Origin of the sequence: Cyanobium gracile UHCC 0281 (assembly GCF_034931305.1) — a bacterium.
Lineage (GTDB): Bacteria > Cyanobacteriota > Cyanobacteriia > PCC-6307 > Cyanobiaceae > Cyanobium > Cyanobium gracile_A.
Genome location: NZ_JAYGHY010000011.1, coordinates 12,967 through 25,282 on the forward strand (window position 1 = coordinate 12,967; position 12,316 = coordinate 25,282).

A 12,316-nucleotide genomic window follows, 5' to 3' on the forward strand; every position below is an offset into this window, starting at 1 on the left:
CCCGGCGAGCCACCCACCGCATGAGTTGCCTGATCGCCGCCCCCTGCAGCGGCAGCGGCAAGACCCTGCTGAGCCTCACCCTGGCGGCCGTGGCGCGGGCGCGGGGGAAGAGCATCCAGCCCTTCAAGGTGGGGCCCGACTACCTCGACCCCCAGTTGCTGGGGGCAGTGGCGGGGCGCCCCTGCCGCAACCTCGACCCTCTGCTCTGCGGCGAGGAGTGGGTGCGGCGCTGTTATCGCTGGCATGGCGGCCGGGCCGGGCGGGTGTTGGTGGAGGGGGTCATGGGCCTGTTCGATGGCCGTGGCTCCGGCAGCGAGGGCAGCTCCGCCGCCGTGGCCGATCTGCTGGGGCTGCCGGTGGTGCTGGTGGTGGAGGCATCACGCCAGGCCGGCAGCCTGGCGGCCCTGGTGCGCGGCTTCCGCGACCATGGCCCACCCCGGGTGACCCTGGCCGGGGTGGTGCTCAACCGGGTCGGCAGCGACCGGCACCACCGCCTGCTCGCCGAAGCCCTCGAGGCCATCGCGGTTCCCCTGCTGGGGGTGCTGCCCAGCCACCCCAGCCTGGAACTCCCCTCCCGCCACCTGGGCCTGCTCACCCCGGGCGAGCTGGGCGACCTGGGCGAGCGCCAGCGGATCTGGGCCCGCCTGGCCGAAGAGCACCTCGATCTGGACCGGCTCTGGCCCCTGCTGGCACCACCGGCCGGCCCGCCGGAAGGCCAGGATCCGATTCGCTGGTGCCTGGGGCAGGTCGCGCCGGAGCCACCCACCACCGTCTCCACCGCCACCCCGGCCCCCGGCCCCCTGCCCGTGGCGATCGCCAGCGACGCCGCCTTCCACTTCCGCTACCCGGAAGCCCAGGAGCTGCTCTCGGCCTGCGGCCTGCGGCCGGTGCCCTGGAGTCCCCTGACCGATGAGCCCCTGCCGGCGGACTGCCGGGCGGTGCTGCTGCCGGGCGGCTATCCCGAGCTGCATGCCAGCCAGCTGGCGGCCGCCCGCCGCAGCCTGGAGTCCCTCGGCACCGCCGCCCGCGCCGGTGTGCCGATCGTGGCCGAATGCGGCGGCTTGTTGCTGCTGGGCCGGGAGCTGGAGGATGGCGACGGGAACCGTCACCCCATGGCCGGCCTGCTCCCCTTCAGCGCCCGTCGGGGTGCCCTCAGCCTCGGCTACCGCCAGGCCCTGCCGGGCGCGGATGGGCTGTTGGTGCGCCGAGGTGAAGTCCTCAGCGGCCATGAGTTCCATCGCTGGCAGCTGGTGGCCCAACCACCCCTGGCCGATGAGTTGGCAGCGGGGGAGGGCCTGTGGCAACTTGAAGGCTGGGGAACACCAGCGAGGATTGAAGGATGGACCACCCGGACCGTTCACGCCAGCTGGCTGCACCTCCACTGGGCTGGATGCCCGGCGATTCCCTCGAGAGTGGCGAGAGCCGCCGCCAGCGCCGTGCCGCTGCCGAGGAACGCCGTTTCGTTCAGCCCAGTCTCCGGATGAGTGCCACGCCCCAAGAGCGCTGGCGGATGAACGTGCGGGGGCTGGTCCAGGGGGTGGGCTACCGGGTGGGCTGCCGCCAGAAGGCCATCGACCTCGGCCTCAGCGGCTGGGTGCGCAACCGCTCCGATGGCTCAGTGGATCTGGAGGCCGAGGGGCTTCCGGACCGGCTGGAGGAGCTGCGGCTCTGGTGCGAGAAGGGGCCCCAGGGGGCCCAGGTGAGCGGTGTGAGCAGCGGCCAGGTGGCGGTGGCGGGCACCGACTGGTTCGAGATCCGCTCCTGAACGCTGGCCCGCCGGCGGCGGGACGGCACCGGAGAATGGGGGCCCCTCCCCGCAGCGATGCCGACCACCAGCCTCTGGCGTGAACTGTTCGGATTCGGCCTGGCGATCAGCTTCAGCCCGCTGCACATCGGCCTGCTGCTGCTGATCCTGGTGGGACCCAGTCCGCTGCGCCGGGGAAGCTGGTTCGTGCTGGGGTGGCTGCTCACCTCCGCGGCGGCCATGGCCCTGCTGCTGAGCGTGGGCCATGGCCTGCTGCTCACCATGGAGCAGGGCACCGATCAGCGCACCGGCCTCGACCTGCTGGGGGCTGGCGGGCTGCTGGCCCTGGGCCTCAACGGCCTGCAGGGCAGCCGCGAGGAGGCTGGCCCCCCCGGCTGGACCCGCCGGCTGGACGGTTTCTGCGCCTTGCCGCTGCCGCTGCTGCTCGGCCTCAGCGCCGCCGTTCAGGTGTCCAGCCCGGATGATCTGTTTCTTTACGCCAAGTCGGCCGCCAGCCTGCTGGAGGCGGGGTTGAGTCGGCCCCGGGAGGTGCTCACCACGGGGGTGTTCAGCCTGTTCAGCGGCATCCTGCTGCTGCTGCCCCTGGCGGGGCTGGCACTGGTGGGCCAGGAGCGCCTGCGTCCCGTGCTGCAGGCGGGCAAGGACTGGCTGTTCGCCAACGCCGAGCTGATCGTGGCGACCATCTGTTTCGTCCTGGCCGCCTACCTCGGCTGGCAGGGGATCGAGGGGCTGCGGGCCGGCTGAGCTCAGGGACCGGCCGGGGGGTCCTCAGCCTCGAGGATCCGGCCGAGATACTTGGGATCGTGGATGGTGCCGTGCCGGGAGACGCGCAACACCCGCTCCCGTGGCAGTCCCGGCATTGACGGCCGTGAGCGCAGCCTCAGCCAGCGCCGCACCAGCACGATCACCCCCATCAGGACCGCCGCGACGAGCAGGGCTCCCACTTCGCTGCTCAGCTCGCCGCTGCCACCGGACGCACTGGCTGCGCTCGGATCTGGAGAACCCTTGCCCGCCGGTTGGGAGGTGGCCAGCACGGGGACTGGTGCCGCCCGGGGAAGCGTCATGCCGAGAAGAAGACTCAGGGGAGGGGATCAAGACAAGAACCAACGCCCAGAGGGTAGGCGGTGGGCACGCATCAGCGCCACCTCACGGAGCCATTGTGCCAGCGTCGACCTCCCGCAGCCAGCGTCCCCAGTGCTCCCGCTCGGCGTCATCCCCTGCCCCGGCCATCAGGGTCACGGCCTGGCTGGCCCGGCTCACCGCCACGTACACCAGCCGTTGCCGCAGCTGCAAGTCCCTGGGCCAGAAGACGTCCTCATCGATGAAGACCTCGCCGAAGGTGCTGCCCTGGCTGCGGTGGACGGTGAGCACGGCCGCCGGTCCCAGGGAGGCGAAGGCGTCACGCACCAGGAAGTAGCGGCGCCAGAAGGGCTTGCCATCTTTTTTGCCTGCCTCGCGGGCCTGCTGCCGCAGCCCCTCCATCACCCCATCCAGGCTGGCGCGGGGGCCGCTGCCCAGGGGCGGCAGCAAGCGCAGGTTCAGCTGGGCCTCCCCCGCCTCGACGGTGGCGGTGAGGGTGTCGATCACGGGGGCGCCAAGGGAGGCCTCCACGCCGAACTCGGCCAGATCACAGCGTTCGGGGCGCACGTCGCGCACCACCAGCTCCCGGTTGCTGCCCAGCAGCAGGTCGGGCTCCTCGGCGGCGGCGTCCCCTTCGCGGCAGGCCGGCGCCATCACGGCTGTGCGGGTGATCAGCACCTCGCCGGGGAGCACGGGCAGCTGGTCGGCCATGGCGCCGTGCAGGGCGCGGCGGGCGATCGGCACCAGCCGCTCCAGGGAACGGTTGGTGTAGCAGAGGATCCGGGCCAGGTCGGGATCGTCGGCGGCGGCGCTGCGACGCAGGCCCTCCTGGGCAGCCGCCAGCCAGTCGCTTCGTCCCAGCAGCGACACCCGCCCGGTGGCGGTGCGGACCGGCGCCAGCACAGGTGGCCGCTGGCAAGGGAGGTTCCCCTGCCGCAGGCCGCCGGCAAGGCGCAGCACCGGTCCCTGGTGGCGGACGACCTGGGTCAGGGCCACCCGCTGGGCGCGGCCCATGGCGAACACCGGACTCTGCTCCTCCCCCACCGGCGGCAACTGGGCCGGATCTCCCACGAACACCAGGCGGGTGCGGTAGGCCTGGGCGCAGCGAAGGGTGATCTCCAGCAGGCTGCCATCCACCATGGAGGCCTCATCGACCAGCACCAGCCCGAGGTTCTCGAGTGCCAGGGCGGTCTGCGCCGTTTCCTCGCAGCGTTCCCGATCCCCCTCCCGCTTCAGCTTCAACCGCAGCAGCCGGTGGATGGTGGAGGGGTACCAGGTGGGTTGCAGTCCCGCCAGGGCGAGGTGATGGCGCAGCACGCCCACCGCCTTGTGGGTGGGTGCGACCACGGTCCAGCAGAGGCCGGCCCGCTCCGCCTGGGCCAGGAAGCGCATCGACAGGAACGTCTTGCCGGTGCCGGCATAGCCCTCCAGCACGAACGGCACGCCGTCGGATGGGGCCGACAGCCAGGCGGCGAAGGCGGTGACGGCGCTCTGCTGGTCGTCGCTCAGGCCGGAGAGATCGCTCACCCCAGCGGCAACCAACCGGCGTGGAGGGCGATCTGCCAGGGCGATCCCAGCAGGGCCAGCCCCGGCAGGGCCACCAGGGGGCCCATCAGGCTGCCCACCAGCACCTCCGCTCGGGTGTGGCCGAGGTTTTCCTTGAGGGGACGCAGCACGGGTTCGGCGCTGGTCTGATCGGTGGTGGGCTGCGTGTCCCAGAGGCCATCGGGGAGACCGTTGACCCGCTGGGCCGTCAGCCCGGCGGCCCGCCGGACGCCGCTGGCGTCGTACAAGACGACGAAGCAGAGCACGGCCGCCAGGGCGAACAGGGGATCGGCAAAGCCCAGTTCCCAGCCGAGGCCCGCGGCCGTGCCCGTCATCAGGGCGGAATGGCTCGACGGCATCCCGCCGGTCTCGACCAGCACCGCCGGCCGCCAGCGCCGGTGCAGCACCAGTTCGATCACCAGCTTGGAGAGCTGGGCCACGCCGCAGGCGGCCAGACCCCAGGCGAGCACACCATTGGCAAGGAGCTGACCCAGGGCATCGAGCGCGCCGACGGCTTCGCTCATCGGTCGCGACTGGTGATGTAGTCGGCCAGGGCCAGCAGGGGGGCGGCCTTGGTGGTCCAGGGGGCGAGCACCGCCTTGGCCTCGCACACCAGGGCCTCGGCCCGCCGGCGGGATTCCTCCAGGCCCAGCAGCTTGGGATAGGTGGTCTTGTCGGCGGTCAGGTCCTTGCCGGCCGTCTTGCCCAGCACGTCGCTGCTGGCGGTGACATCGAGGATGTCATCGATGATCTGGAAGGCCAGGCCGATGCCGCGGGCGTAGGTGCGCAGGGAGGCCAGCAGCTCCTCCGAGGCCCCGGCGATCAGGGCCCCGGAGATCACACAGGCCCGCAGCAGGGCGCCGGTCTTGTGCAGATGGATGTACTCGAGGGTGTCGAGATCCACCTGCCGGGCCTCGCACTCCAGGTCGACCACCTGACCGCCCACCAGGCCGGGGGCACCGGAGGCCAGGGCCAGCTCGCCCACCACCTGCAGCAGCCGGTCGGGGGGCACCCCCGGGCTGCGCAACGCCACCATCTCGAAGGCACGGGTCAGCAGGGCATCGCCGGCCAGGATCGCCTTGGCCTCGCCATACACCTTGTGATTGGTCGGCCGGCCGCGGCGCAGGTCGTCGTTGTCCATGGCGGGCAGATCGTCATGGATCAGCGACATCGTATGGATCATCTCCATCGCCACCGCCGTGGGCATGGCCAGATCGGCGTCACCGCCGGCCAGCTCACAGGCCGCCAGGGTGAGAATCGGCCGCAGGCGCTTGCCGCCGGCCAGCAGCGAGTAGCGCATCGCTTCCCGCAGTGATTCGGGGCGCTCCGGGCCCAGGGAGCCGTCCAGGGCGGTCTCCACCCGCCAGCGGGCCGCCTCCAGGTAGGCGGTGAAGTCGAACGCCGTGCTCACCGCCGGGGTCATGGGGTCCTGAGGGTTGGGGCGGATTCTCTCAGGCCGATGGTGGCAGGTGCTGGGTGTGCGCAACAGTTTGGGATCGGTTGCGATGCAGTGGGATGCATTGGAGAGGCTTTGGGGAGCAACCCCCTGAAAGCTCTCTAGGTTGATCTATCGACCCTTAGTGGGTTCTCAAGGTGAGACATTCCAGGGTGCTGCCGCCGATCCCCCAGGCGCCCGTGCGCCGCTTCGACGCTTCGCCGGGATGAGAGGTTTCGGCTGGGCCTGGCCGCAGGTCGCCCTCGTTCTTGGCCTGATCCTGGCCAGCGGGGGTGTGGTCGCGCTGTGGAGAGCAAGTCTGCGCAGGCAGGTGAGGCGCCGGACGGAGGCGTTGAGCCAGGACCGTGAGAACCTCAGCGCCATCATCCACTCCATTCCCGATCCCCTGATCGAGATCTCGGCGGCAGGGGAGATCCTGGCGATTCACAGTGCCCAACGGGGGCTGTTCCATCTGCCGGAGAACCCGGACGTACGCCCCCATCTGGAGGATGTTCTCTCCCCTGCGGCCGCTACCACGATGCAGGAAGCGCTGGCGCTGGCGGACGCGTCCGTGGACGGCCGCTCCCCCAGGCGGCAGATCGAGATGGGCAAGCCCGGAGGCGTCGCCTGGTTCGAGTTCTCGATCGCCCGAAAGGAACAGGAGAACCGGGACGGCCACCACTACCTGATGCTCTGCCGGGACATCACCGAGCGCAAAGGCTACGAAGCAGGGATTCTGCGCCTCAACCAGCTCTACGCCACCTTGAGCGCCTGCAACAAGGTGGTGGCCAGAGTTCGAGACGCTTCGGAGATGCTGGGGCAGATCTGCCGCCTGGCGGTCACCTCGGGGGAGATGCGACTGGCCTGGGTTGGGTTGATCGAACCGCTCAGCCGCCGCATCAGTCCGGTGGCCTGGTTCGGCGAAGACAGCGCCTACCTGGATGGATTGGAGATCAGCCTCGATCCGGAAGACCCTAAGGGGCAGGGCCCTTTCGCGATCGCCCTGCGGGACAACCACCCCTTATGGATCAGAGATTTCATGACGGATGCCTCGTGCGTGCCCTGGCACGAGCAGGCCCGCCCTTATGGATGGGGGGCCGCCGCTTTCCTGCCCCTGCATCGCGACGGGGTCGTGATCGGCGGTCTGGGGATCTACGCCAATGAAACCGATCGATTCGATGTCAAGAGCCAGCAGTTGCTGCTCGACTTGGTTGGTGGCATCGATGTCGCCCTCGATCGGCTCAGCCTCGAGTCCACCCGCGTGGCGCTCGAAGACGCGGTCAAGGCCAGCGAGGAGAAGTTCAGGGAGATCACTGAGTCCACCCATGAAGTGATCTGGTCATTGGATCCCGAGACCCTTCGCTACCTGTATGTGAGCCCCTCCGTGCTGCGGCTGCAGGGATTCACGGTCGAGGAGGTGATGGCCAGGCCGTTCGGTGAGTCCATCGGCGGGGATGCCGCCGAGCGGCTGAAACGGCAGATCAGCCAAGAGCTGGCCCAGTTCAGTGCCGGATTGCGCAGCAGCGACATTGTCTCGATTGACGAGACCGAACTCCTGCGCAAGGACGGCTCAACGGTCTGGACCGAATCGGTCACCAAGATGGTGCGCAACAAACGCACCGGCCGGGTGGAGCTCCACGGGGTGACCCGTGACATCACTGAGCGCAAGTTCGCCAAGGAGGAGATCGAGCGACTGGCCTATTTCGACCCCCTCACGGGCCTGGCCAATCGCACCCTGCTGCAGGATCGGATCCGCAACGGCCTTGATCTGGCCAGGCGTTCCAACCTGCCTCTGGCCCTGCTGGTCCTCGATCTCGACAACTTCAAGCACGTCAACGACAACCTGGGCCATGCCATCGGCGACCGGGTGCTGCTGGAGATGGCCAAGCGCCTGAAGGCTCACCTGGCGGACGGCGACACTCTGGCCCACACCAGTGGCGACGAATTCGTGGTGGTGCTGCCCGATTCGGATACCACGGCCACCCTGGCGATGACGGAACGGTTGCGTAATTCTGTCGCCAAGGCTTTCAGCCTCGGCGCCGACCCCCTCTTCCTCACCGCTTCAGTGGGCATTGCCAACTTCCCCGAAGATGGAATCACACCGGAGCTGCTGATGAGCAACGCCAACATGGCACTCCATCAGGCCAAGCTTGCCGGCCGCAACGGCCTCCAATTCTTCACGCCGAGCGTTCAGGAGAGGAGCATCCGCTCCCTGCGGCTCACCAACGCCCTGCACCAGGCCATCCAACGTGGAGAACTCAGCCTGGAATACCAACCCCAGCTCGAGCTCAACAGCAACCTCATCTTCGGGGCCGAGGCCCTGATCCGCTGGACCCATCCCGATCTGGGTCCGGTATCGCCGTCCGAATTCATTCCCCTGGCCGAAATGTGTGGCCTGATCTTGCCGATCAGCCAATGGGTGATGGCCGCCGCCCTCCAGGATGCCAGTGCCTGGAGGGCGCTTGGATCAACCCCTTTAACCGTCTCGGTCAACATCTCCGCCGTTCAGTTCGACCATGGCGATCTTGTCAGCATGGTGATCGATGAGCTTCACGCTGAAGGGTTCCCGCCCGATCGATTGGAGTTGGAGCTCACCGAGTCGGTGACGCTCGCGGATCCGGAGAAGGCTCTGGCTCAGATGGAGCAGCTCTACGCCCAGGGGATCCGCCTGGCGATCGATGACTTCGGCACCGGCTATTCATCCCTGAGTTATCTCAAGCGGATCCGTGCCCATCGGCTCAAGATCGACCAATCCTTCATCCGTGACCTGGTGATCAATGAAGACGACCAGGCGATCGTGTCGACGATCGTCGGCCTGGCCCGCTCCATGGGCATGCGTACGATCGCCGAAGGCGTGGAAACGCCTGAGCAACTGGCCCTGCTCCGCAAGCTCGGTTGCGATGAAATCCAGGGCTACCTGCTGAGCCATCCACTGCCCCAGGAGGCTTTCCTGGAGTTCATCAAGACCCCCGTCCCCTTCACCCTCCTTGAAGTGGATTCAGCTGAGCAGATCCCCTAGGTCATGCTCCAGCCCGTGGCGATGGCACCAGGCCACCACGGTGTTGACCAGCAGCATGGCCACGGTCATGGGCCCCACCCCACCCGGCACCGGTGTGATGGCGGCCGCCAGCGGCTCGACCGTCTCGTAATCGACATCACCGCAGAGCTTTCCATCCAGCCGGTGGATGCCCACATCCACCACCACGGCCCCCGGTTTGACATGCACCGCGCCGATCAGCTGGGGACGGCCGGCCGCCACCACCAGCAGATCGGCTTGGCGGGTCACCTCGCTCAGGTGATGGGTGCGGGAATGGGCCACGGTGACCGTGGCATCGGCCGCCTGCAGCATCAGGGCCATCGGCTTGCCCACCAGGATGCTGCGGCCGACCACCACCGCCTGGGTCCCGGAGATCGGCACGTCGGCGCTGCGCAACAGCGCCATCACCCCGGCCGGGGTACAGCTGCGCGGGCCCGGCTCCCCCTTCAGCAGCCGGCCCAGGTTGAGGGTGTGCAGACCATCGGCATCCTTGTCTGGATCGATCGCGGCCAGCAGCGGTTCTTCCGCCAGACCCTCCGGCAGGGGGAGTTGCAACAGAATCCCGTCAACCGTCGGGTCGGCGTTGAGGCGCCGGATCACAGCCAGCACCTCCTCGGCCGGGGTGTCCGCCGCCAGATGACCCCCGTGGCTGCTGATGCCGATGCGGCCACAGGCCTTTTCCTTGTTGGCGACATACACGCCGCTGGCGGGATCATCCCCGACCCGCAGCACCGCCAGGCCGGGAGCCCGACCCGCCTCCGGCAGGCCCTCGCTGATCACAGCGCTCAGGCGCCTTTCGATCTCCGCCGCCAGTCGCCGGCCGTCGAGAAGGGTGGCCATGGGGAGAACGTGCTGCCGACCACCAGCATGCACCGACAGCCCCCGAATGGAGCGACGTTGGGCATTGGCTAGCTTGGGTGGTATGAGATTGGGGCTGCGGCCGATCAGGGGACTCTGGCGCCAGCTGCTGCGGCTTGAGCGTCCCCGCCAGGCCCTGGTGGCCTGGCGTCCTGGGGGCGGTCTGCTGGTGCTGCTGCTCTGCCTCCTGGTGGCCCTGCTGTCCAGCTGGCCCTGGTTGGTCGAGCCGAGTCTGCGTCCGGGCATGGCGGCCCCCTTCACCGTCCGTGCGCCCGCCGAGGCCACGGTCATCGACAGCACCGACCTGGAGCAGCGCCGCAGTCAGATGCTGCCGCGCAGCCAGATCCAGGTGGTCGACCCCCTGGCCAGCGAGGCCTTGATGCAACGGCTGGAGCAACGTTTGCTGAACGTGCGCGAGAAGGTGGCCGACGACCAGCCCCGCCCTGATTCTCTCAACCTCACCGAAGAGGAGCGCCGCTGGCTGACCGGGCTGACCCCCCCCCGGCTGGTGGCCTGGAAGGTCTCCCTGCGCCAGGCCCAGCTGCGCATGCTCAGCCAGGGGGTGGTGGCGAGCCTTTCGGAGGGCCAGCTGCTGCAGGCTGCGGAGCTGCAACTCAACGATCTGCCACCTCCGGCCCGCAGCCTGGGCAGCCGCCTGCTGGCCAGCAGCCTGCAGGGACGCACCAACCTCCGCGGTGACAGCTTCCTCAGCCAGCGCCGGATCGAGGACCTGCTCACCCGCCAGGGGCTGCCGACGATCCGGGTGCGGAAGAACGATCTGATCACCCGGCAGGGCGAACCGATCAGTCCCCAGGCCTTCGATGTGCTGGAGCATTTCGACCTGGTCAACCATCGCCCCCGCCCCCTGGCCTGGCTGGCCCGCTTCAGTGAGGCCCTGGCAGCCTGCGGTGTGATGCTGCTGGTGATGCGCCGCTGGCGGGCCAGCCTCGAACCCCGCCAGGCCCTGCTGGCGCTGGCGATGCTGGTGCTGGTCCAGGGGTGCAAGCTCTGGCTCGGCAACCAGGTCAGTCCCCTGGCCCTGCTGGTTCCCCCCACCCTGCTGCTGTCCCAGGGCCTGGGCACAGCCGCCGGCCTGGCCTGGCTGGCTGTGGCTGCCATGCTCTGGCCGGAGCCGGTCCAGGGTCTGCTGGCGCCCCAGCTGGGGGTGGCGGCCCTGGTGGCGGCGATCGCGGCGGTGCTCGCCGGGCGGCAGCGCAACCGGGCCCAGCTGCTGCAATTGGCCCTGCTGCTCCCGGTCGGCGCCGTGCTGCTCCAGTGGCTGTTGATCCAGACGTTCAACCTGCGCGCCCTGGAAACCACTCCGGGACCGTTCAGCGGCAGCGACCTGCTCCAGGAGGCTCTTCTGGTGACGGGTCTGCTGATGGCGGGGTTGCTGCTGGCCCCGTTGGTGGAAGGCTTCTTCGGTCTGCTTACCCGGGCCCGGCTGATGGAACTGGCCGATCTGGAACGCCCGCTGCTGCGGCGCCTGTCGATGGAGGCGCCGGGCACGTTCGAGCACACTCTGATGATCTGCGGCCTGGCCGAGGAGGGGGCCCGCGCCATCCAGGCCGATGTGGATCTGATCCGTACCGGTGCCCTCTACCACGACGTCGGCAAGCTGCACGGCCCCCAGTGGTTCATCGAGAACCAGGAGCAGGGCGCCAACCCCCATGACGAACTCGACGATCCCTTCGCCAGTGCCGCCATCCTCCAGGCCCATGTCGACGAGGGGCTGAAGCTGGCGCGTCGCTATCGGCTCCCCCGACCCCTGGCCGATTTCATCCCCGAGCACCAGGGCCGGCTCAAGATGGGGTACTTCCTGCACCAGGCCAGGGAGCGGGATCCTGCCGTCTCCGAAGAGCAGTTCCGCTACCGGGGCCCCGCCCCCCGCAGCCGCGAGACGGCCATTCTGATGCTGGCCGATGGCTGCGAGGCCGCCCTGCGCTCCCTGCCTCCGGGCACCACGGAGGCGGAGGCCCAGGCGATGGTGCGCCGGCTGGTGGAGGCTCGTCAGAACGATGGCCAGCTCGACGGCAGCGGCATCTCCCGGGCGGAACTGGAACTGGTGATCCGGGCCTTCGTGCGGGTCTGGCGGCGCATGCGCCACCGGCGCATTCCCTACCCCATCTCCCCCCGCAAGGCCTTCAGCGCCTGAGGCGCCCGTGTCCAAGCCAGCGGCCAAGCCAGCGGCCCACCGCCAGGCCCACACTCACCGCCACCAGCCCCCCCAGCAGACTGATCACCACCACGGTCAGGGCTTCATCGGGGCGACCGCGGCGCAGGGCCAGGCTGATCTGCAACATCCAGCTGCTGAAGGTGGTGAGCGACCCGCAGAAGCCGATGCCCCCCAGCAGCATCAGCCGCGGCCGGGGGGGCGGCAGCGCCGCGATCACGCCGATCAGGAACGTGCCCAGCATGTTGGCGATCAGATCGGACTCGATCAGTCCGGCGTGGCCTCCCACCAGGCCCTTGCCCAGGTCCTCCAGGCGCCAGCGCAGCAGGGCACCGGGCACGGCGCCGGCGGCGACCAGCAGCAGGTCCCGTGCCTCGCGGCGCAGGCTGGATGGGCCACCGATCGGGGAGGGTGCCATGGGTC

General features: G+C 69.3%; 11 protein-coding genes. 5 read left to right on the plus strand and 6 right to left on the minus strand.

The features are described from left to right. Positions 1-20: 20 nt before the first annotated feature. The 3 genes from VB739_RS05320 to VB739_RS05330 are packed head-to-tail and all read left to right on the plus strand — an operon-like array spanning position 21 to position 2,509. Positions 21-1,484: a cobyrinate a,c-diamide synthase gene (locus VB739_RS05320; protein ID WP_323356070.1), complete on the plus strand. Its 1,464-nt coding sequence runs from the start codon at positions 21-23 to the stop codon at positions 1,482-1,484. Beyond that, positions 1,481-1,765, plus strand: coding sequence for an acylphosphatase (locus VB739_RS05325; protein ID WP_323356071.1), 285 nt, complete (start codon positions 1,481-1,483; stop codon positions 1,763-1,765). Before VB739_RS05320 ends, VB739_RS05325 begins: the two co-directional genes overlap by 4 nt. 57 nt (positions 1,766-1,822) lie before the next feature. Continuing rightward, positions 1,823-2,509, plus strand: coding sequence for a GAP family protein (locus VB739_RS05330; protein WP_323356072.1), 687 nt, complete (start codon positions 1,823-1,825; stop codon positions 2,507-2,509). A gap of 2 nt (positions 2,510-2,511) precedes the next feature. Here the strand turns inward: VB739_RS05330 and VB739_RS05335 are convergent, their stop codons facing one another. The 4 genes from VB739_RS05335 to crtE form a co-directional block, all read right to left on the minus strand. After that, the gene (locus VB739_RS05335; RefSeq protein WP_323356073.1) at positions 2,512-2,829 is read right to left on the minus strand and encodes a hypothetical protein; all 318 of its coding nucleotides are present in this window, start codon (positions 2,827-2,829) and stop codon (positions 2,512-2,514) included. A gap of 82 nt (positions 2,830-2,911) precedes the next feature. Further along, positions 2,912-4,372 carry an ATP-dependent DNA helicase gene (locus VB739_RS05340; RefSeq protein ID WP_323356074.1) on the minus strand — a complete coding sequence of 487 codons (1,461 nt, stop codon included), beginning with the start codon at positions 4,370-4,372 and terminating at the stop codon, positions 2,912-2,914. Continuing rightward, positions 4,369-4,914 carry a divergent PAP2 family protein gene (locus VB739_RS05345; protein WP_323356075.1) on the minus strand — a complete coding sequence of 182 codons (546 nt, stop codon included), beginning with the start codon at positions 4,912-4,914 and terminating at the stop codon, positions 4,369-4,371. The genes VB739_RS05340 and VB739_RS05345 overlap by 4 nt, the downstream gene beginning before the upstream one ends. After that, complete coding sequence (gene crtE / locus VB739_RS05350; RefSeq protein WP_323356076.1) at positions 4,911-5,813, minus strand: geranylgeranyl diphosphate synthase CrtE; 903 nt, start codon at positions 5,811-5,813, stop codon at positions 4,911-4,913. Before crtE ends, VB739_RS05345 begins: the two co-directional genes overlap by 4 nt. 364 nt (positions 5,814-6,177) lie before the next feature. On the opposite strand from crtE, the gene VB739_RS05355 reads away from it, so the two are divergent. Then, positions 6,178-8,844: an EAL domain-containing protein gene (locus VB739_RS05355; protein WP_323356077.1), complete on the plus strand. Its 2,667-nt coding sequence runs from the start codon at positions 6,178-6,180 to the stop codon at positions 8,842-8,844. Here VB739_RS05355 and folD read toward each other — a convergent pair. Further along, positions 8,824-9,702 (minus strand): bifunctional methylenetetrahydrofolate dehydrogenase/methenyltetrahydrofolate cyclohydrolase FolD, encoded by an 879-nt coding sequence (gene folD / locus VB739_RS05360; RefSeq protein WP_323356078.1) that lies wholly within the window; start codon positions 9,700-9,702, stop codon positions 8,824-8,826. The two genes, VB739_RS05355 and folD, sit on opposite strands and share 21 nt — an antisense overlap. An 82-nt stretch (positions 9,703-9,784) precedes the next feature. On the opposite strand from folD, the gene VB739_RS05365 reads away from it, so the two are divergent. After that, a complete protein-coding gene (locus tag VB739_RS05365; RefSeq protein WP_323356079.1) occupies positions 9,785-11,875 on the plus strand; it encodes an HDIG domain-containing metalloprotein in 2,091 nt (696 codons plus the stop codon). Here the strand turns inward: VB739_RS05365 and VB739_RS05370 are convergent. Then, positions 11,865-12,311 carry a CrcB family protein gene (locus VB739_RS05370; protein WP_323356080.1) on the minus strand — a complete coding sequence of 149 codons (447 nt, stop codon included), beginning with the start codon at positions 12,309-12,311 and terminating at the stop codon, positions 11,865-11,867. The two genes, VB739_RS05365 and VB739_RS05370, sit on opposite strands and share 11 nt — an antisense overlap. Between the last annotated feature and the right edge of the window lie 5 nt (positions 12,312-12,316).

What these genes read in the sequence shown, in the direction of transcription:
- VB739_RS05345 (WP_323356075.1), bottom strand. Translation starts at nt 4,914, where the DNA reads ATGAGCGAAGCCGTCGGCGCGCTCGATGCCCTGGGTCAGCTCCTTGCC.
- crtE (WP_323356076.1), bottom strand. Translation starts at nt 5,813, where the DNA reads ATGACCCCGGCGGTGAGCACGGCGTTCGACTTCACCGCCTACCTGGAG.
- VB739_RS05335 (WP_323356073.1), bottom strand. Translation starts at nt 2,829, where the DNA reads ATGACGCTTCCCCGGGCGGCACCAGTCCCCGTGCTGGCCACCTCCCAA.
- VB739_RS05330 (WP_323356072.1), top strand. Translation starts at nt 1,823, where the DNA reads ATGCCGACCACCAGCCTCTGGCGTGAACTGTTCGGATTCGGCCTGGCG.
- VB739_RS05320 (WP_323356070.1), top strand. Translation starts at nt 21, where the DNA reads ATGAGTTGCCTGATCGCCGCCCCCTGCAGCGGCAGCGGCAAGACCCTG.
- VB739_RS05365 (WP_323356079.1), top strand. Translation starts at nt 9,785, where the DNA reads ATGAGATTGGGGCTGCGGCCGATCAGGGGACTCTGGCGCCAGCTGCTG.
- VB739_RS05325 (WP_323356071.1), top strand. Translation starts at nt 1,481, where the DNA reads ATGAGTGCCACGCCCCAAGAGCGCTGGCGGATGAACGTGCGGGGGCTG.
- folD (WP_323356078.1), bottom strand. Translation starts at nt 9,702, where the DNA reads ATGGCCACCCTTCTCGACGGCCGGCGACTGGCGGCGGAGATCGAAAGG.
- VB739_RS05370 (WP_323356080.1), bottom strand. Translation starts at nt 12,311, where the DNA reads ATGGCACCCTCCCCGATCGGTGGCCCATCCAGCCTGCGCCGCGAGGCA.